Origin of the sequence: Solirubrobacter soli DSM 22325 (genome assembly GCF_000423665.1) — a bacterium.
GTDB classification, from domain to species: Bacteria; Actinomycetota; Thermoleophilia; order Solirubrobacterales; family Solirubrobacteraceae; genus Solirubrobacter; species Solirubrobacter soli.
This window is the reverse complement of sequence record NZ_KE384071.1, coordinates 129,576-146,495: the sequence shown is the minus strand read 5'-3', so window position 1 is coordinate 146,495 and position 16,920 is coordinate 129,576. Positions and strand designations below refer to the sequence as shown.

At 72.6% G+C, this 16,920-nt stretch carries 21 protein-coding genes; 18 read left to right on the top strand and 3 right to left on the bottom strand.

The annotated features are described in order from the left end of the window. Positions 1-18: 18 nt before the first annotated feature. From G569_RS0136510 to G569_RS0136465, 10 genes are all read left to right on the top strand, one after another. A complete protein-coding gene (locus tag G569_RS0136510; protein WP_028067069.1) occupies positions 19-414 on the top strand; it encodes a MarR family transcriptional regulator in 396 nt (131 codons plus the stop codon). After that, on the top strand, positions 411-1,781 hold the full coding sequence (locus G569_RS0136505) for a cystathionine beta-synthase (protein ID WP_028067068.1): 1,371 nt from the start codon (positions 411-413) through the stop codon (positions 1,779-1,781). The genes G569_RS0136510 and G569_RS0136505 overlap by 4 nt, the downstream gene beginning before the upstream one ends. Next, positions 1,778-2,848 carry an aminotransferase class I/II-fold pyridoxal phosphate-dependent enzyme gene (locus tag G569_RS0136500; protein WP_028067067.1) on the top strand — a complete coding sequence of 357 codons (1,071 nt, stop codon included), beginning with the start codon at positions 1,778-1,780 and terminating at the stop codon, positions 2,846-2,848. Before G569_RS0136505 ends, G569_RS0136500 begins: the two co-directional genes overlap by 4 nt. 80 nt (positions 2,849-2,928) lie before the next feature. Continuing rightward, positions 2,929-3,675, top strand: a complete 747-nt coding sequence (locus tag G569_RS59800) for a hypothetical protein (RefSeq protein ID WP_053227534.1) — start codon at positions 2,929-2,931, stop codon at positions 3,673-3,675. Positions 3,676-3,774: 99 nt separating this feature from the next. Next, positions 3,775-4,029, top strand: a complete 255-nt coding sequence (locus G569_RS0136490; protein WP_028067066.1) for a hypothetical protein — start codon at positions 3,775-3,777, stop codon at positions 4,027-4,029. 31 nt (positions 4,030-4,060) lie between these two features. Then, positions 4,061-4,720: a hypothetical protein gene (locus G569_RS54645; protein ID WP_053227533.1), complete on the top strand. Its 660-nt coding sequence runs from the start codon at positions 4,061-4,063 to the stop codon at positions 4,718-4,720. A gap of 57 nt (positions 4,721-4,777) precedes the next feature. Further along, positions 4,778-7,492: a P-loop NTPase family protein gene (locus G569_RS0136480; protein WP_028067065.1), complete on the top strand. Its 2,715-nt coding sequence runs from the start codon at positions 4,778-4,780 to the stop codon at positions 7,490-7,492. Next, entirely contained in the window at positions 7,489-7,845 is a 357-nt protein-coding gene (locus G569_RS0136475) for a hypothetical protein (protein ID WP_028067064.1), read from the top strand. The genes G569_RS0136480 and G569_RS0136475 overlap by 4 nt, the downstream gene beginning before the upstream one ends. Positions 7,846-7,850: 5 nt before the next feature. Further along, on the top strand, positions 7,851-8,324 hold the full coding sequence (locus G569_RS64210) for a hypothetical protein (protein ID WP_028067063.1): 474 nt from the start codon (positions 7,851-7,853) through the stop codon (positions 8,322-8,324). Next, positions 8,321-8,812 (top strand): GNAT family N-acetyltransferase, encoded by a 492-nt coding sequence (locus tag G569_RS0136465; protein ID WP_028067062.1) that lies wholly within the window; start codon positions 8,321-8,323, stop codon positions 8,810-8,812. Before G569_RS64210 ends, G569_RS0136465 begins: the two co-directional genes overlap by 4 nt. Here the strand turns inward: G569_RS0136465 and G569_RS0136460 are convergent. Further along, positions 8,788-9,237, bottom strand: coding sequence for a CGNR zinc finger domain-containing protein (locus G569_RS0136460; RefSeq protein ID WP_037501763.1), 450 nt, complete (start codon positions 9,235-9,237; stop codon positions 8,788-8,790). The genes G569_RS0136465 and G569_RS0136460 overlap by 25 nt on opposite strands. Before the next feature lie 29 nt (positions 9,238-9,266). On the opposite strand from G569_RS0136460, the gene G569_RS0136455 reads away from it, so the two are divergent. The 8 genes from G569_RS0136455 to G569_RS0136420 are packed head-to-tail and all read left to right on the top strand — an operon-like array spanning position 9,267 to position 15,632. Further along, entirely contained in the window at positions 9,267-9,674 is a 408-nt protein-coding gene (locus tag G569_RS0136455; protein WP_028067060.1) for a hypothetical protein, read from the top strand. Between the two features lie 56 nt (positions 9,675-9,730). Beyond that, the gene (locus G569_RS0136450; RefSeq protein WP_028067059.1) at positions 9,731-10,129 is read left to right on the top strand and encodes a DUF2203 domain-containing protein; all 399 of its coding nucleotides are present in this window, start codon (positions 9,731-9,733) and stop codon (positions 10,127-10,129) included. Between the two features lie 44 nt (positions 10,130-10,173). Further along, positions 10,174-10,836 carry a response regulator transcription factor gene (locus tag G569_RS0136445; RefSeq protein ID WP_028067058.1) on the top strand — a complete coding sequence of 221 codons (663 nt, stop codon included), beginning with the start codon at positions 10,174-10,176 and terminating at the stop codon, positions 10,834-10,836. Between the two features lie 38 nt (positions 10,837-10,874). After that, positions 10,875-12,191 carry a sensor histidine kinase gene (locus G569_RS0136440; RefSeq protein WP_157592557.1) on the top strand — a complete coding sequence of 439 codons (1,317 nt, stop codon included), beginning with the start codon at positions 10,875-10,877 and terminating at the stop codon, positions 12,189-12,191. 45 nt (positions 12,192-12,236) lie between these two features. Further along, positions 12,237-12,770: a hypothetical protein gene (locus tag G569_RS59795; protein ID WP_028067056.1), complete on the top strand. Its 534-nt coding sequence runs from the start codon at positions 12,237-12,239 to the stop codon at positions 12,768-12,770. Then, a complete protein-coding gene (locus G569_RS0136430) occupies positions 12,770-13,789 on the top strand; it encodes a peptidoglycan-binding protein (RefSeq protein ID WP_037501757.1) in 1,020 nt (339 codons plus the stop codon). The genes G569_RS59795 and G569_RS0136430 overlap by 1 nt, the downstream gene beginning before the upstream one ends. Beyond that, positions 13,786-14,469 (top strand): ABC transporter ATP-binding protein, encoded by a 684-nt coding sequence (locus G569_RS0136425; protein ID WP_037501755.1) that lies wholly within the window; start codon positions 13,786-13,788, stop codon positions 14,467-14,469. Before G569_RS0136430 ends, G569_RS0136425 begins: the two co-directional genes overlap by 4 nt. Further along, entirely contained in the window at positions 14,466-15,632 is a 1,167-nt protein-coding gene (locus G569_RS0136420; protein WP_028067053.1) for an ABC transporter permease, read from the top strand. Before G569_RS0136425 ends, G569_RS0136420 begins: the two co-directional genes overlap by 4 nt. 47 nt (positions 15,633-15,679) lie before the next feature. Here the strand turns inward: G569_RS0136420 and G569_RS59790 are convergent, their stop codons facing one another. Continuing rightward, a complete protein-coding gene (locus G569_RS59790; RefSeq protein ID WP_169542325.1) occupies positions 15,680-16,501 on the bottom strand; it encodes a CE1 family esterase in 822 nt (273 codons plus the stop codon). Further along, a complete protein-coding gene (locus G569_RS61840; RefSeq protein WP_084286128.1) occupies positions 16,416-16,880 on the bottom strand; it encodes a GtrA family protein in 465 nt (154 codons plus the stop codon). The genes G569_RS59790 and G569_RS61840 overlap by 86 nt, the downstream gene beginning before the upstream one ends. Between the last annotated feature and the right edge of the window lie 40 nt (positions 16,881-16,920).

Below are 16,920 nucleotides of genomic sequence, written 5' to 3'. Positions count from 1 at the left end.
CCGCTACCCTCACGCGCCGTGAGCGACTTCATCGGTGACCTACGGCGGGACCTCGAAAATCGGCTCAAGGAGGTCGATCGCGAGCTCGCCGGGGTCGAGCCGCTCATGCGTGAGCGTGAGCGGCTGCAGGCGGCGTTGGCGTTGCCGCCGTTCGCCGGGCCGAGCCGTCCGGCGGCCACCAAGGGCACGAGCCCACGCAAGGCCCGGACGCGCGCGCCGCGGGGCGCCAACCGCGAGGCGATCCTCAGCGTGGTCGGGGACCGTCCCGGCGCGACCGCGGCGGAGATCTCCGACGTGACGAAGATCTCCCGCGCGGTGACGTACAACACGCTCGCGAAGCTGATCGAGCAGGGCAAGCTGGAGAAGACCGAACTGCCAGGAGGCCAGACCGGCTACAAGGCCGTCGCGTCATGACCGAGATCAAAGACTCCATCCTCGACACCGTTGGTGAGACGCCGCTCGTACGCCTGAGCCGGATCGGCCAGGGTTGCGCGCCGCAGATCGTCGCCAAGGTCGAGTACTTCAACCCGGGCGGCTCGATCAAGGACCGCGTGGCGATGCGCATGGTCGAGGCCGCCGAGCGCGACGGCCGCCTGCGCCCCGGCGGGACGATCATCGAACCGACGTCCGGCAACACCGGCACGGGCCTCGCGATCGCCGCGCGCCTGAAGGGCTATCGCGTGATCGCGGTCATGCCCGACAAGATGTCGCGCGAGAAGATCGACCTGCTGCGCGCCTACGGCGCCGAGGTCGTGGTCTGCCCGACCGACGTGTCGCCCGAGTCGCCGCAGGCCTACTACCGGGTCGCCGACCGGCTGACGAAGGAGATCCCGGGCGCGTTCCAGCCCAACCAGTACGCGAACCCGGCCAACCCGGAGACCCACTACACCACGACCGGCCCGGAGCTGTGGCGCCAGTCGGGCGGGAAGCTCACCCACTTCGTGGCGGGGGTCGGCACCGGCGGGACGATCTCCGGCATCGCGAAGTACCTCAAGGAACAGAACCCGGCGATCGAGGTGATCGGCGCCGATCCCGTCGGCTCGATCTACTCCAACGAGGAGGTCCACCCGTACCTCGTGGAGGGCGTGGGCGAGGACTTCTGGCCGGCGACCTACGACCCGTCGGTGGTCGACCGCTACGTGACGGTCTCCGACCGCGACTCGTTCCTCACCACCCGCCGCCTGGCCGAGACCGAAGGGCTGCTCGTGGGCGGCTCCTGCGGGCTGGCGATGCACGCGGCGCTCGAGGTCGCGGCCGGCATCGACGACCCCGACGCGATGGTCGCCGTGATCCTGCCCGACGGCGGGCGCGGCTACCTCTCGAAGATCTTCAACGACGAGTGGATGCAGCAGTACGGCTTCCTGGAGCGTGGCGGCGACCGCACGGTCGGCGACGTCCTGCGCCAGAAGACGGCCGCGGGGGAGATCCCGCCGTTCGTCGTCGTCCAGACCGACCAGCACGTGCGCGAGGCGATCTCGCTGCTGCACGAGCACAGCGTCTCCCAGCTCCCGGTCGTCTCCGCGGACGATCCCTACACGGTGGTGGGCAGCGTGGGTGAGCGCGGCCTGCTGCGCGCCGCGATGAGCGATCCGGCGGTGATGGGGGCGACGATCAACGACGTGATGGAGGCGCCGTTCAACGGCGTCTCGACGAAGGACCCGGTGCGCGAGGCGGTGGAGCTCCTGACGGGCGAGTCGCAGGCGCTGATCGTGTCCGAGCACGGGCGGCCCGTGGGCATCGTGACCCGGACGGACCTCCTCGAATCGTTGGTGATCGCATGACCCGCTTCGCGACCAAGGCCGTCCACGCGGGGCTCGAGCCGGACCCGACGTACGGGTCGGTCGTGCCGGCGATCCACCAGTCGACGACGTACGTGCAGCCCGCTCCCGGGCAGTTCGTCGAGGACTACGACTACTCGCGCTCGGCGAACCCGACCCGGTCCGCGCTGGAGCGGGCGCTCGGTGAGCTCGAGGGCGGCCTGGCGAGCGCCTTCTCGTCCGGAATGGCGGCCACGCACGCGCTGATCACCGCTGTCTGCAACGCGGGCGATCACGTGGTCATCCCCGACGACCTGTACGGCGGGACGTACCGGCTGGTCGACAAGGTCCTGTCGCGCTGGGGCCTCGACTACACGATGGTCGACCAGACGGACCTCGACGCGGTCGCGGCGGCGGTCAACGGCTCCACGAAGCTCGTGTGGGTCGAGACGCCGACGAATCCGACGTTGAAGGTGATCGACCTGGCGGGTGTGATCGAGCGTGCCAACGGCGCGTTCGTCGCGGTCGACAACACGTTCGCGACGCCGGTCTACCAGCGGCCGCTCGAGCTGGGCGCCGACGCCGCCGTGCACTCCACGACCAAGTACCTCGGCGGGCACTCCGATGCCGTCGGCGGGGCCGTGGTGGTGCGCGACGAGAAGCGCCACGCGGCGGTGCGGTTCGTGCAGAACTCGATCGGCGCGGTCCCGGGGCCGCTGGACTCCTTCCTCACCCACCGCGGGCTGCGCACGCTCGTGCTGCGCATGAACGCGCACACCGAGAACGCGCGCGTCATGGTGTCGTGGCTCGAGGGCGTCGAGGGCGCGTATGACATCCGCTGGCCCGGGTTCTCGGGCATGGTCTCGTTCCGGCATCCGGACGCGGTCGGGATCGTCTCGCGCACGAAGATCTTCTCGCTGGCGGAGTCGCTCGGCGGGGTCGAGTCGCTGATCGAGGTCCCGCAGGCCATGACGCACCAGTCGGTCGAAGGCTCGGGCGCCGCGGTGCCCGCGGATCTCGTCCGGCTGTCATGCGGGATCGAAGCTGCCGAAGACCTGGTCGAGGACCTCGCGCAGGCGATCGGAAGTTAAGTTGTTCGCTTCGCCCGCCGATGTGGTTCGCGGTGGGAATTTTTACGTCTTCGAAACGCCCCCGCGGGCATAGTGGCTGGATGCGCCGATTCGCACTGATGGCCACCACGGCCGGGCTCGTCACGCTCGGCGGGGGCTGGTACGCGCTCGGTGCGGCCGGGAAGGAAGACCCGTCGCCCCAGGTCGCGGCGGCCGCGAAGACCCCGCTCGTGGCGCCCAAGTCCGAGGACCAGGTGTCGCTCCCGCCGCTGACCGGCTCACGGGCCAAGGCCGTCGAGCCCGTGGCGGGCGCGGCGTCGCCGACGGCGCAGGCGCCTGCGGCCGATCCCGGCCTGAACGCGAACGACGCCAAGCCGACCCGCGAGGCCTCCGCGGCCGTGCGCGGGAAGAACCCGGCGAGCGGCGGCAACAACGCCGTCGACAAGGCGGTCGCGCTCGGCAACGGCGTCGCGCTCCCGCCGCTGGAGGCGCCCGAGGCCGTCAAGCAGATCATCGAGGCCGGCAACGGCATCGCGCGCACGCCCTATCTGTGGGGCGGCGGGCACGGCAAGTGGTTGGACACGGGCTACGACTGCTCGGGCTCGGTCTCCTTCGCGCTGGCCGCGGCGGGGCTGCTGAACGCGCCGCTGGCGTCCGGGCCGCTGATGTCGTGGGGCGAGCCGGGCAAGGGCAAGTGGGTCACGATCTACGCGAACGCCGGCCACGTCTTCCTCGAGGTGGCGGGAATCCGCTTCGACACCTCCGCCACGCGGGTCACCGGTTCGCGCTGGTCCAACGACGGACGCTCCACCGCGGGCTTCGTCGCGCGGCATCCCGCGGGCCTTTAGCGACTTTTGAGGTGCCTTGGGGTGTCCACCCCATGAGTGCGTGAGGTGCCCAGTCGATCAATCGGAGTGCAAGCTCCGTAGATCGTCTGGAGGACACTGATGTACCGCTTCACGCACGCCCACGACCCCCTTCTTGGCCCGCCCGCGCATGTGCTGGCCGAGGTGGACGCTGCGTGGGAGCGGTCGCAGGAGCTTTCCTCGGGCGAGCTCGAGCTGCACTTCGCGGAAGCCCTGATGGGCGGGCGCGTGACGGGCGAGCTGCGCCTGGGGGACGGTTCGCTCGTCGAGCGGATCACGGCCACCGAGGCGCTCGCGCTGGCCTGCGGCGACGCCGCGCTCGCGATCCTCGCGTAGTTCTCGGCGGGCGCGGGCAGACTCAGGTGAGATGTCCCTACCGAAGACACTGATCGAGACCGCCGCCGGCGCCGCCCGCAAGGCCGTCGGAGTGGCGGAAGGGCTGCTGCGGCGCGAGGACGACACCACCGTCCCGCCGCCGGCCACCACCTCACCGTCGCCTGAAGGCGTCGGGGCGCCCCGGCCGGGTGCTCCTGCCGCCCCGAAGTCGGCGACCGCCACGCGCAAGCCCGCGGCGCGGGCGAGCAAGCCGAAGCCGTCGGGCCGCGCCTCGACCGTCAAGGCGGGGCGGACGAGGCCGGCTCGGCCCGCGGCGAAGAACCCGGCGGCGCCGAAGCCGACCGTGCCGGCCCAGCCCAAGCCTCCAGCCGCGAAGGCCAAGCCGGCGGCGAAGAACCCGGCGGCGCCGAAGCCGTCCGCGCCCGTTCAGCCCAAGCCGCCGGTGGCGGCGAAGCCGAAGCCCGCGAAGGCCAAGCCGGCGGCGAAGAACCCGGCGGCGCCGAAGCCGTCCGCGCCCGCTCAGCCCAAGCCGCCGGTGGCGGCGAAGCCGAAGCCCGCGGGCGCCAAGCCGGCGGCGACCAGCCCGACCGCAAAGGCGCCCCCGCGCTCGGAGCCCAAGGAGACCGCGAACGCGGCGGCCGCGACGCCCACGGAGACGTCGACCGCGTCCGGCCGGCCCTCCTCCGGCTGACCGTGTTGGTGCGCGCGGCCCGAGTGCGGGGCCGCGCGCGCATTAAAGTCAGCGCGTATGCGTCCCATCCCCGCCGACAGCCTGGGCCACGCGCACGGCCTCCTCCGAGCGATCGACAAGCGCGGCCGGCTGCGCACGGACGAGTTCGTGACGGAGTTCAGCCTCGACGAGCTGTTCCCACCCGATCTCGAGAACGCGCTCGGCCGGATGCGCCACTTCATCTCCTTCGCCCGCGCCGCGGGTCTCGTCAAGGAGGACCGCGGTGTCGTCGAGCTGACCGAGGTCGGCAAGCGCTACATCCGCTCCGGCGACCCGGACGCTCCGTTCTCGATCGGCGACCAGCAGGCCGAGTGGCTTCGCCGCCAGCTGCGCGAGAAGCACATGACCGACTCGATCTTCCACGGGTTGGCGATCGGCCTGAGCCTGCTGGCCTCGACGCCCCCCGGCACCCGCGTCGCGACGATGGACTTCGGCCGCTCGATGGCCTACCTCGGCCGCGCCGGCTGGGACAACGAGAACACGCTGCAGATCCAGGGCGAGCGCCACCTCGCGCTGCTGCGGGACATGGAGATGATCGACGCCGAGGACCGGCTCACGCCGACCGGCGACCTGGTCCGCGGCGAGCTCACGTTGCCCGTCCACATGTCGCTGCCGGACATCGCCGCCCAGCTGAACCCGGGCGGCGCCGACGCCGTCGCCGCGGCCGCGGAGGCGGAGTACGCGGTGGAGGAAGCGCCGCCGCCCCCGCCGGAGCCGGCAGCGGAGCCGGTCGTGGCGGAGGCCCCTGAGCCCGAGCCCGAGGATGACGACGACAACGGCTACCACACGGTGGTCGGCAGCATCGGGTCGGTCGCGCCGCCTCGCGAGCCCGAGGAGCCCGCGCGCCCGCCGATCGTCCCCCGCGCCGCGTCGACCGACTACGGCGACGACGACGATGCCCCGGAGCTGACCTCCGGCGACCCGCTCGCCGCCGAGCCCGACGTCGTCTACCCGCCGCCGGTCGACGCCCCGACCGTCATCACCCCCGGCGCCACCGCGTCCACGCCCCCGCCGGTGGAGGAGACCGCGCCGCCGCACGTCGCCCCGGGCGACCCGCTCGCGGGAGCCGCGCCGGAGGTGCCGGCGTCGCAAGCCCCGCCGGTGTCCTCGGCGCCGCCCGAGGTGGCGGCGCCGCCGGTGTCCTCGGCGCCGCCCGAGGTGGCGGCGCCGCCGGTGTCCTCGGCGCCGCCTGAGGTGGCCGCGCCGCCGGTGTCCTCGGTGCCGCCCGAGGTGGCCGCGCCGCCGGTGTCCTCGGCGCCGCCTGAGGTGGCCGCGCCGCCGGTGTCCTCGGCGCCGCCCGAAACGGCCCCGGCGGACGACTTCGCGCCGCCGGCCGTCGTCGCCGGCGACCCACTCGCGGCCGCGCCGTCGCCGCCGCCCCCGGAGGTTGTGGCGCCGCCGGTCTCGTCCGCGCCGCCCGAACAGGCCGCGCCGGTCGTCGCCGAGTCGCCCGTATCCTCCGCGCCGCCTGTTGGCGCGCCCGACCAGGCCGCGCCGGCGGCGGCCGAGCCGCCCGTGTCGTCGGCGCCGCCCGAACAGGCCGCGCCGGCGGCCGGCGAGTCGCCTGTGGCGTCCGTGCCGCCGGTCGCCGTGCCGCCCGTGTCGTCCGCCCCGCCTGTTGCCGCGCCCGAGCAGGCCGCTCCGGTGGCGGCGGAGCCGTCGGTGTCGCCCGCGCCGCCCGTTGCCGCGCCCGAGCAGGCCGCGCCGGTGGCGGCAGAGCCGTCGGTGTCGTCCGCGCCGCCCGTTGCCGCGCCCGAGCAGGCCGCGCCGGTGGCGGCGGAGCCGTCGGTGTCGCTCGCGCCGCCCGTTGCCGCGCCCGAGCAGGCCGCGCCGGTGTCGTCGGCGCCGCCCGTTGCCGCGCCCGGCCAGGCCGCGCCGGCCGTCGGGGAGCCGCCCGTGTCGTCCGCGCCGCCCGTCGCCGCGCCCGAACAGGCCGCGCCCACAGTCGCGCCGGAGCCCGCACCGGCCGTGTCGCAGGGGCCGCCGGTCGTGCCCGTGGCCGGGCCGACGCCGACGACGCCGCGGCGGGAGACGCCGCCGCCGGCGGGCGTGTTCGTGGAGGCGTGGGCGATCCGGGCCGCAGCGGAGGAGGCGGGGCTCAGACTCGCCGACGACACGTACGCGAACGTCGCCGCCGCGCTCAACGCCGGGAAGCACCTCGTCCTCACCGGGGCGCCCGGGTCCGGGAAGACGACGCTCGCCCTCGCGATCACGCGGGCGGCGGCGCAGGCCGGGCATGCGCACGGGGCGACCGTGATCACCGGGGCGCCGTCACAGGCACTCCTCACCGACGCGGCGCCGCGGGGACGCTGGGTGATCGCGGACGAGCTCGACCAGGCGAATCCGGATGAGGCGCTCAAGCCGCTCTCGACGCTGCTCGCGGGCGTGCCCGTCACCCTCGACGGCGAGGAGGCCGGTCCCGCCCGCGGCTGGCGGGTCGTCGCGACTTGGAACGGCTCGCCGCCGCGCGGGGCGAACGTCCTGCGGCGGTTCGCGGCGATCGACGTCGCCCGCCCGCCGGCGGACACGCTCAAGGCACTCGTGGCGCAGTCCGACCCGCGGGCGCAGGAGGCGGTCGACACGTTGCTCGCGCTCGGGGCGCCGCTCGGGGCGGGCGTGTTGATCGAGGCCGCGAACCACATCCGCACCCGCCAGGCGTCCGTGCCGACGGACGCGGCGACGCTCGCCGACGAGGCGGTCGCGGCCTACATCTCGCCGTTGCTCGAGCTGTGACGCTGCGCAAGACGCCCGAGGAACGTGCCGCCCTGCAACGCGCGAAGGCGACGCTCGACCAGCTCGGCTTCTATCCCACGCTCGTGAACATCGACCACGTCCGGATCCTGCACGTCCCGCTGCTCTTCAAGCTGCCGTGGTTCCGGCGCTTCCACGGCTACGAGATGGGCCCGCTGATCCTGCTGAAGTTCCCGCTCAGCCAGGTCTCGCCGAGCCTGATCGCCCACGAGCTGTGCCACGTGTGGCAGGACCAGGACCACCGGCTGAAGATGTGGTGGAGCTACGTGCGCGGCGGTTACGAGAACAATCCCCACGAAGTCGAAGCGCGCCACGCGGGCGCCGCCGCCGCATAAGGACCATGGACCCCGCCGCACTCATCGCCCTCGCCCGCCACAGCGAGGAGATCGCGACCATCCGCACGTTCCAGCAGGCCTCGCACGCCACCCGCGTCGTGCTGCTGATCCACACGCCCGAGGGCGAGAACGCGATGCTCGAGTCGACCGCCGAGGGCCTGGAGATCACCGAGGGCGACACGCTCGCCTTCATTCCGGCCGACGCGACCGTGCCCGCACCCGCCCGCCCGCTGCCGGAGATCCGCCCGACCCCGGCCTCCGCGATCCATCTCGACCCGAACACGGGCGAGCTCGCCGCGCCGCTCGGCACGATCGACCACCTCGCATCGATCACGCTCGCGCTCGCGGCCGCGTTCGGCGGCCTGACCGTGGCGACGGCCGAGTTCCAGACGCACGACCCGCAGCTGCCGATCACCTTCGCCGCGCGCGAAGGGGAACCCGTCGTCCTGCAGGCCGGCGACGACCAGTTCGAGCTGTGAGCATCCGGCCCGAGCAGCCCGGCGACTACGCCAGGATCCGCGAGCTCGACCTCGCCGCGTTCGCGCCGAGCACGTTCGAGGCCGAGCTCGTCGACGCCCTCAGAGCAGCCGACGACCACGTCCCCGGCCTGTGTCTCGTCGACGACGAGCTCCGCGGCCACGTCACCATCAGCCACGCCCACGTCGGCGAGCACCCGGCGCTCGGCCTCGGCCCGATCGCGGTCGACCCGGCGCACCAACACGAAGGCATCGGCACGGCGCTCATGCAGGAGGCGATCGAGCGCGCGAGCCGCACCGAGTACCCGCTGATCGCCCTCCTCGGCCACCCCACGTACTACCCGCGCTTCGGCTTTCGCCCCGCCGCCGCCGCGTTCGGCATCACCACCCACTACGACGCGCCGCCGGAAGCGTGGATGGCGCTCGCCCTGCCGGCCTACGCGCCGGAGATCCGCGGCGCGTTTCGCTACGCGCCCGCGTTCGGCGACTGACGCGCGCGGTAGGCGCGGGCCTTCGCGCGGTTCCCGCAGTCGCTCATCGAGCACCACGTGCGCGAGTGGTTGCGCGAGGTGTCGAAGAACGCCCACCGGCAGTCCTCGGCGGAGCAGACCTTCACGCGGTCCCAGGAGGTCGAGGCGGCGATGACGGCCAGCACGCGCGAGACCGCATCGGACCCCTCGAGCCGCGGACCCGCCGGTTCGAGGCGCACCGTGAGCGTCGCGTCGAGCGAGACCGGCTCGCCGCTCAGCACGGCGCGCAGCCGCTCTCGGAACGCCCGCGCCGCCTCGACATCGGCGTCATCTCCCAGCCCGTGCGCAACGAGCCACTCGCCTGTGAGCACGTCAGTTCCCGCACCGAGCTCGCGCGTGTTGAGGAAATCCAACACGAGTTCCAGCTCAGCGGGTACGGTGGCCATAACCTGTGAACAACAGTAGGGGGTTACGAATGTCCGGGTTCAAGACGCTCAGGATCGACGCGGTCGACACCATCCGTGACGATGACACGGGCGCCGACTGGATCACGCTGCGTCACCGGCTGGGCGTCAGCGCGTTCGGCCTCAACGCGTACCGCGCGCCGGAGGCGGGCGTGCAGGTGATCGTCGATCACGACGAGATCGACTCCGGCCACCAGGAGGTCTACGTCGTGCTGAGCGGGGTCGCGTCGTTCGCGGTCGGCACCGAGACGGTCGACGCGCCGACCGGCACGGTCGTCTTCGTGGAGGACCCCTCGCTGTCGCGTGTCGCGGTCGCCAAAGAGCCCGGAACGACGGTCCTCGCGATCGGTGCCCAGCCGGGCAGAATCTTCACCCCCTCCTCCTGGGAGGCGCAGCTGATCGAAGGTTCAGCGCCCTAGACCTTGGTCTAGACATGGGGGAGAAACGTCTGATGCGGCCGAATACGGGTAACACCATGTTCGAGATGTTGCACCAGCGCCACTACACCGCCGAGCAGGCGAATGCGCTCCTCCCGGAGGTCCGCATGACCGTCCGTCGTCTCCAGGACGCCAAGCACGTCCTGCAGGACGAGGGCTTCGACGCGGGCTTCGCGACGCTCGCCGACGTCGTCGGCGGCGCGTTCCCGGGGCGCGTCCGCGCGCAGGCCGCCGTGGCCGCGACGCTGGGCTTCGAGCACCTCGAGGAACTGGATCTCCTGGTTCGGGACCTCGAGGCGGGCTTGATCGACTTCCCCGCCCTGCGCGACGGGCGCGAGGTCTACCTGTGCTGGCAGGTCGACGAGAACGAGGTCGGTCACTGGCACGCGGCGGAGACCGGCTACCCCAGCCGCCTCCCGCTGGACCCCTGGACGTAGCGGTCTCTTACTCAGTTCTCAGTTAACTCACAGACCATGGGTCCGTGAGGATCCTGGTCGTCGACGATGAGCCCTCGGTGCGCGACGCGCTGGACCGCGCGCTGCGGATGGACGGCTACCGCGTGCAGCTCGCCTCCGACGGTACGGAGGCGCTCGACGCGCTCGCCCACACGCCGCCGGACGCGATCGTCCTCGACGTGCTGATGCCCGAGCCGAACGGGCTCGAGGTGTGCCGGCGGCTGCGCGCCGCGGGTGACCGCACGCCGGTGTTGATGCTCACCGCGCGCGACGCCGTTCCCGACCGCGTGAAGGGGCTGGACGCCGGAGCGGACGACTACCTGGTGAAGCCGTTCGCGCTCGAGGAACTGGGCGCGCGGCTGCGGGCGCTGCTGCGGCGGACCGGCAGCCCGGTCGAGGATCCGTTGCGCTACGCGGACATCGTCCTCGACCCGGCCGGCCACACGGTGCACCGGGGCGAGCGGTTGATCGAACTCACCCGCACCGAGTACCTGCTGCTGGAGCTGTTGATGAACCACCCGCGCCAGGTGCTCACCCGCACGCAGATCTTCGAGCACGTCTGGGGCTACGACTTCGGGCCGAGCTCGAACTCGCTCGAGGTCTACGTCGGCTACCTGCGGCGCAAGCTGGGGGAGCCGCGCGTGATCCAGACGGTGCGCGGCGTCGGCTACGTCTTGCGGGAACAGTGAGCTTCCGGAGGCGGGTCGCGCTCTCATGCGGCGTCGCGGTGGCCGTCACGGTGGTGCTCGGCTCGGCGCTCGCCTACTGGGTCGTGCGCGACACGCTGCGCGACCGGCTCGACCAGTCGCTGCGCGACCAGGCGGCGATGGCCCCGGTCCCGCCGGAGCTGACCGTGCGCGGCCAAGGCCCGGCCGGCGCGGCCGCCGACACGATGCTGCTCGCCGGCGAGTCGCCGGCGCTGGTGCGCGTCTCGCGCTTCGCCGCCGGCGGGACGATCCGGCAGGAGCCAGGCCCGGAGCCGCTCGGCGACACGCAGGAGATGCAGGACGTCGCGGTCGGCAAGCGCCAGCCGTTCATCGCCGACCAGAAGATCCAGGGGACGCGGATGCGCGTGCTCGTGAGCCGCGGACCGAACGGCCTGGCGATCTTCGTCGCCCGGCCGCTGGCCGAGGTCGACTCCTCGCTCGGGACGCTGCGCTGGGCGCTCGGGCTGCTGGCGCTGGCGGGGATCGCGCTCGCGATCGTGCTCTCACGCCTGGCGACGCGGACCGCGATCCGTCCCGTGGTGGAGCTGACCGAGACCGCCGAGCACGTCGCCACGACGCGTGACCTGTCACGGCGCATCGACGCCCAAGGCGAGGACGAGGTCTCGCGCCTCGCCACGTCCTTCAACACGATGCTCGAGGCGCTCGAGCGAAGTCAGCGCGCGCAACGCCAGCTCGTCGCCGATGCCTCGCACGAGTTGCGCACACCCTTGACCAGCCTGCGGACCAACCTCGAGGTGCTCGCCCGCGGCGGTCCGCCCGACCCCGGCGACCGCGACCGGCTCAGAGCCGACCTCGTCGCGCAACTCGAGGAGCTGAGCGCGCTCGTCGGCGACCTGGTCGAGCTCGCCCGCGACGAGGAGCCCGAGGCGCCCGTCGTCGAGGACGTCCGGCTCGACCGGCTGGTCGCGACGGCCGTCGAGCGGGCGCGAAGGCACACGCCGCTCGTCACGTTCCAGACGCAGCTCGAACCGGCGCTCGTTCAGGGCGTGCCGGCGCGGCTCGACCGCGCGGTCGCGAACCTGCTCGACAACGCCGCCAAGTGGAGCCCGGCCGGGAGCGTGGTCGAGGTCCGCCTGCGCGACGGCGAGCTGACGGTCCGCGACCGCGGCCCGGGGATCGACCCGGATGAGCGTCACCTGGTCTTCGACCGCTTCTTCCGCTCCGACACGGCGCGGGGACGGCCCGGCTCCGGCCTCGGCCTGGCGATCGTGCGCCAGGTCGCCGAAGGGCACGGCGGGACCGTGGCCGCGGAGGCCGCGGACGGCGGCGGCGCGCTGCTGCGCCTGCGTCTCCCGGTCCTCTCAGCAAATCCCTAGGTTCGGCTGAAGGCGGTCTCATACCCGACCGGCGAGATGTCGGGTATGAAGATCGTTTCCCTTCTCGTCGCCGTCACGGCGGCCGCCTCACTCGTCGCCTGTGGCGCCGAGGAGGACCCCTCGAAGCCGGCCTCCGCCCAGACGCAGGAGGCCAAGAACCGCAAGGCGATGCTCGACTTCGCGAAGTGCATGCGGTCCAACGGCGTCGACATGCCGGACCCGCAGTTCAACGGCGGGCGCGTCACCCAGCGGATGAAGGGCGACCCGAAGAACCCGGAGAAGGTCCAGCAGGCCGAGAAGGCGTGCGACAAGTACCGCGCCCAGATCAAGGCGCCGGAGATGTCCGCCGAGCAGAAGGAGGAGTTCAAGAAGGCGGCGCTGGCCAACGCGCGGTGCATGCGCGAGCACGGCATCGACAACTTCCCGGACCCGCAGTTCGATTCCAACGGCGGCGCGCGGGTGCGGATCGACAAGAGCATGAACCCGGAAGGGGCCAAGTTCCAGGCCGCCCAGAAGGCGTGCGAGAAGACGATGCCGGACGGGCCGAGCACCTCGTCGGCCGGAGAGGATGAGAACTGATGCGCCGGCGACTCGCGGGCGGGGTCGCGGTGGTCGCCGCGGCCGCCGGCGGCGTCGTGGTGGCGACCGGCGGCGAGACGCCGGTCAAGGCGGCGTCGCAAGGGCCGGCGCGGGCGACGGCGCCGGTCGAGCGGACGGATCTCGTCGACCGCGCCAGCGTCGCCGGGACGCTCGGCTACGCCGACACCACCACGCTCGTGTGCGCCGCGACGGGGACCTTGACGGCGTTGCGCGACCCGGGCAGCGTCGTCACGCGCGGGCACTCCCTGTACGCGGTGAACGACGTGCCGTCTGCGTTCCTCTTCTACGGCACGCTCCCCGCGTGGCGGGACTTCGGGCCCGGGATGACCGACGGCGACGACGTCCGCCAGCTCGAGCGCAACCTGCGCGAGCTCGGGTACGACCCGGGCGACGTCGACCGCGATTGGACGTGGGAGACCACCGACGCCGTCGAGCAGTTCCAGCGAGACCGGGATCTCGACGACACCGGCAAGCTCGCTCGGGGCTCGGTCGTCTTCCACGACGGGCCGGCGCGGGTGGGTGAGGCGAAGGCCGCTGTGGGTGATCAGGTCGGCGCCGGCAAGCCGCTCGGCGAGCTCTCGTCGGAGGACCGGGTCGTCAGCGTCGACATCGACGCGTCACGTCAGCGGTTGGCGCACGCGGGCGATCGGGTGACCGTCGACCTGCCGTCGGGGCGCACCGTGAACGGGCGCATCTCCGACGTCGGGAAGGTCGCCACCAAGTCCGAGGACGGGTCCACGATCACGGTCACGATCACGCTCCCGGGCAAGGCGGACAACCTCGACCAGGCGCCGGTCGACGTCGGCTTCTCCGTCGAGACCCGCAAGGACGCGTTGGCCGTCCCGATCAAGGCGCTGCTGGCGCGTCAGGGCGGCGGGTACGCCGTCGAGGTCGTCGGGCGTGGGATGGTCAAGGTCACGCCCGGCCTGTACGCGGACGATCTCGTCGAGGTCGAAGGCGACCTGCGCGAGGGCGAGAAGGTGGTGACGGCGCTATGACGCTCGTGGCTGCGCCGCCGTCGACGGTCCTCGACCTCGTGGAGGTGCGCAAGTCCTACCCGGGTGGCGTCGACGCGCTGCGCGGCGTGTCCTTGACCGTGCGGGCGGGCGAAGCGTGCGCGGTCGTCGGCCCGTCGGGTTCGGGGAAGTCGACCCTCCTGCACGTCATGGGGACGCTCGAGCGGCCGACCGCGGGTTCGGTCCACGTGGCCGGGCAGGACACCGCGAAGCTCGGTGAGCGCGCGTTGGCGGCGTTGCGGGCGCGCGAGATCGGGTTCGTCTTCCAGCAGTTCTTCCTCTTGGATGGGATGAGCGCGTTGGACAACGTCGCCACGGGGCTCCTGTATGCGGGTTTCGGGCAGGCGGAGCGGCGGCGGCGCGCGCGCTCGGCGCTTGACGCGGTGGGTCTGTCGCACCGGTTGACGCACTCGCCGTCGAAGCTGTCGGGTGGCGAGCGCCAGCGGGTGGCGATCGCGCGGGCGCTCGTGGGACGTCCGGCGATCCTGTTCGCCGACGAGCCGACCGGCAACCTCGACTCGCGGACCGGTGCGGACATCCTCGCGCTGCTGCAGGAGCTGCACGCGGCCGGGTCGACGATCGTGACGATCACGCACGACCTGGCGATCGCGGATGCGTTTCCGCGGCGGGTGGAGATTCGTGATGGGGAGTTGGTGGCATGACCGCGGCGGACGTATTGCGCACCGGGTCGCTCGGGCTGCGGACGCGGCGGGCGCGGGCGGCGCTGTCCGCTTTGGGGATCGCGATCGGCGTCGCCTCGATGGTGGCGGTGCTGGGGATCTCGGAGTCCTCGAAGGCGGATCTGTTGGCCCAGCTCGACAAGCTCGGGACGAACCTGTTGCAGGTCGCGCCCGGACAGTCGTTCATGGGCGACGACGCGGTGCTGCCCAAGGCGGCGCCGGCGATGCTGGGGCGGGTCGATGGCGTGGGTTCGGTGGCGGCGACCGTGGGTGTGCAGGGGACGGTGCGGCGCTCGCCGTACGTCGACAAGAACGAGACGGGCGGGATCAACATCTCCGCCGCGGATCCGTCGCTGCGGGGGACGGTGGGCGCGACGCTGTCGCATGGGACGTTCCTGAACGCGGCGACGAGTCGGTACCCGGCGGTGGTGCTGGGCGCTGAGGCGGCCTTGACGTTGGGGATCGCCGACACGGGCTCGCGGGTGTGGCTCGTCGACCGCTGGTTCACGGTCGTCGGCATCCTCGACCCGGTGACTTTGGCGCCGCAGCTCGATACCGCCGCGCTGATCGGGTTCCCGATCGCCGAGTCGCTCTTCGACGCCGACGGCACGGCGTCGACGGTCTACGTGCGCGCCGACCAGGAGCGCGTGGAGGAGGTGCGGGCGCTGCTGGGCGCGACCGCGAACCCGGAGAACCCGGAGGAGGTCGAGGTCTCGCGGCCCTCGGATGCGTTGGAGGCGCGTGCGGCGGCCAAGACCGCGTTCACGTCCCTGTTCCTCGGGCTGGGGGCCGTGGCGCTGCTGGTGGGCGGCGTGGGGATCGCCAACGTGATGGTGATCAGCGTGTTGGAACGCCGCTCTGAGATCGGCCTCCGTCGTGCCCTGGGCGCCACCCGCCGCAACGTGGGTGTGCAGTTCCTCGCCGAGTCACTGCTGCTGGCGGGGTTGGGCGGCGCGTTCGGGACGCTGCTCGGCGCCGTCGTGACGTTCGGCTACGCCACCCACGAGAACTGGACCACCGCACTGCCGGCCGTGGCGCTTGCCGGCGGCGTGATCGTGGCGGTCGTGGCGGGCGGGGTCGCGGGCCTCTACCCAGCCCTCCGCGCCGCCCGCCTCTCACCCACCGAGGCCCTCCGCGCAACCTGAAGGGTCAGTCCCCTCAACATTCGTTTTGGCTTTACAGCGTGCTTCGCTTAAGGGGTCTGACCCTTCAGGTTGCGGGCGAAGAAGCGCAGGACGGCTTCGTTGGTGTCGAGGCCCCAGGCGGCGTCCGGCCAGCCGTGGTCGACGTCCTTGAGGCGGAGGTGCTCGACCGCGAGGCCGGCTGCGCAGCCGGAGTAGCGGAGGTGGGTGACGACCTTCGTCTCGCGCTTGGAGGTCTTGCCGGTGCAGCCGTCCCGCTTCGCCCAGCCGGACAGGTACCGCGGCACCGAGCCCGCGTAGTCGGGCTTCTTGCCGTTGTACGGGACGACGTGGTCGGCGGTGCCGTGGATCTCCAGGAGCGAGACGCGGCGGGTGGACGGGCACGGGTCGAGTGCGCGGTAGCCGCCGGCGACGGGGGCGATCGCCACGATGTCGTCGAGCTCGCAGGCCACGCGGGCGGTGAACCCGCCGCCGTTGGAGACCCCCGTGGCGAAGACGCGGTCGGTACACGCCAGCGCCTCGGCCTGCGGGAGCAGCGCGCGGAGGTTCTCGAGGTCGGTCGTCCCCATCTGGTCGTTGAGGCTCCAGAAGTGGCGCTTCGCGGCGCTCGGGTAGAGGACCGCGAAGCCGTGATCGTCGGCCGCGTCGGAGAAGCCGGTCCCGCCCGCGAAGCCGTCCCCGGTCCCGCCCGCGCCGTGGAGCGCGATCACGAGCCCCACGGGCGGCTTGGGCGGGATGTGCAGAAGGGTGTCGCCGAGGCGCTGATCGCCCGGCTTGGCCACGCAGTCAGTGGCCGCCACCGCTGTCTGCGGCGGGTCGGTCGTGTCGTACGCGAGCAGCGCGAGGACGCTCAAAACGACGAGCGCGGCCAAGGCCAGCTTGAGGCTTACGTGACGTGACATCAGAGGCGAACGCCCACCTGCGGCTGAGGGCGAACGTCACGAGGGTAACCGGGGCCGCAACGGCCACCTCAGCCAGTCCTCGCGGCACGTTCATGCCCACCGCGCAACGCAGGAGGAGCGCGTTCAGCGCCAAACCGATGCCAACCACGGTGGCGTACCGCATCGGGTGCCCGCGGACCCGGAACGTCCACGCCCGGTTGAGCACGAACCCGTTGACCGCACCCAGTCCGTAGGCCAGCGCACCCGCCGGTAGGTACGGGACCGCGAGCCGCAGCGCCACGGCATAGACGCCGAGCGTCACGACGGTGTTCAGGACACCCACAAGGCAGAAGCGGACGAAGCGGGCCATGTCTTCGAACCTAAAGGGGTCAGGCCCCTTTATCCGCGTG

Excerpts from the sequence above, each read along its gene's own strand:
- G569_RS0136505 (WP_028067068.1), top strand. The coding sequence starts at position 411 with ATGACCGAGATCAAAGACTCCATCCTCGACACCGTTGGTGAGACGCCG.
- G569_RS0136500 (WP_028067067.1), top strand. The coding sequence starts at position 1,778 with ATGACCCGCTTCGCGACCAAGGCCGTCCACGCGGGGCTCGAGCCGGAC.
- G569_RS59800 (WP_053227534.1), top strand. The coding sequence starts at position 2,929 with ATGCGCCGATTCGCACTGATGGCCACCACGGCCGGGCTCGTCACGCTC.
- G569_RS0136490 (WP_028067066.1), top strand. The coding sequence starts at position 3,775 with ATGTACCGCTTCACGCACGCCCACGACCCCCTTCTTGGCCCGCCCGCG.
- G569_RS54645 (WP_053227533.1), top strand. The coding sequence starts at position 4,061 with ATGTCCCTACCGAAGACACTGATCGAGACCGCCGCCGGCGCCGCCCGC.
- G569_RS0136480 (WP_028067065.1), top strand. The coding sequence starts at position 4,778 with ATGCGTCCCATCCCCGCCGACAGCCTGGGCCACGCGCACGGCCTCCTC.
- G569_RS64210 (WP_028067063.1), top strand. The coding sequence starts at position 7,851 with ATGGACCCCGCCGCACTCATCGCCCTCGCCCGCCACAGCGAGGAGATC.
- G569_RS0136460 (WP_037501763.1), bottom strand. The coding sequence starts at position 9,237 with ATGGCCACCGTACCCGCTGAGCTGGAACTCGTGTTGGATTTCCTCAAC.
- G569_RS0136455 (WP_028067060.1), top strand. The coding sequence starts at position 9,267 with ATGTCCGGGTTCAAGACGCTCAGGATCGACGCGGTCGACACCATCCGT.
- G569_RS0136450 (WP_028067059.1), top strand. The coding sequence starts at position 9,731 with ATGTTCGAGATGTTGCACCAGCGCCACTACACCGCCGAGCAGGCGAAT.
- G569_RS59795 (WP_028067056.1), top strand. The coding sequence starts at position 12,237 with ATGAAGATCGTTTCCCTTCTCGTCGCCGTCACGGCGGCCGCCTCACTC.
- G569_RS0136430 (WP_037501757.1), top strand. The coding sequence starts at position 12,770 with ATGCGCCGGCGACTCGCGGGCGGGGTCGCGGTGGTCGCCGCGGCCGCC.
- G569_RS0136425 (WP_037501755.1), top strand. The coding sequence starts at position 13,786 with ATGACGCTCGTGGCTGCGCCGCCGTCGACGGTCCTCGACCTCGTGGAG.
- G569_RS0136420 (WP_028067053.1), top strand. The coding sequence starts at position 14,466 with ATGACCGCGGCGGACGTATTGCGCACCGGGTCGCTCGGGCTGCGGACG.
- G569_RS61840 (WP_084286128.1), bottom strand. The coding sequence starts at position 16,880 with ATGGCCCGCTTCGTCCGCTTCTGCCTTGTGGGTGTCCTGAACACCGTC.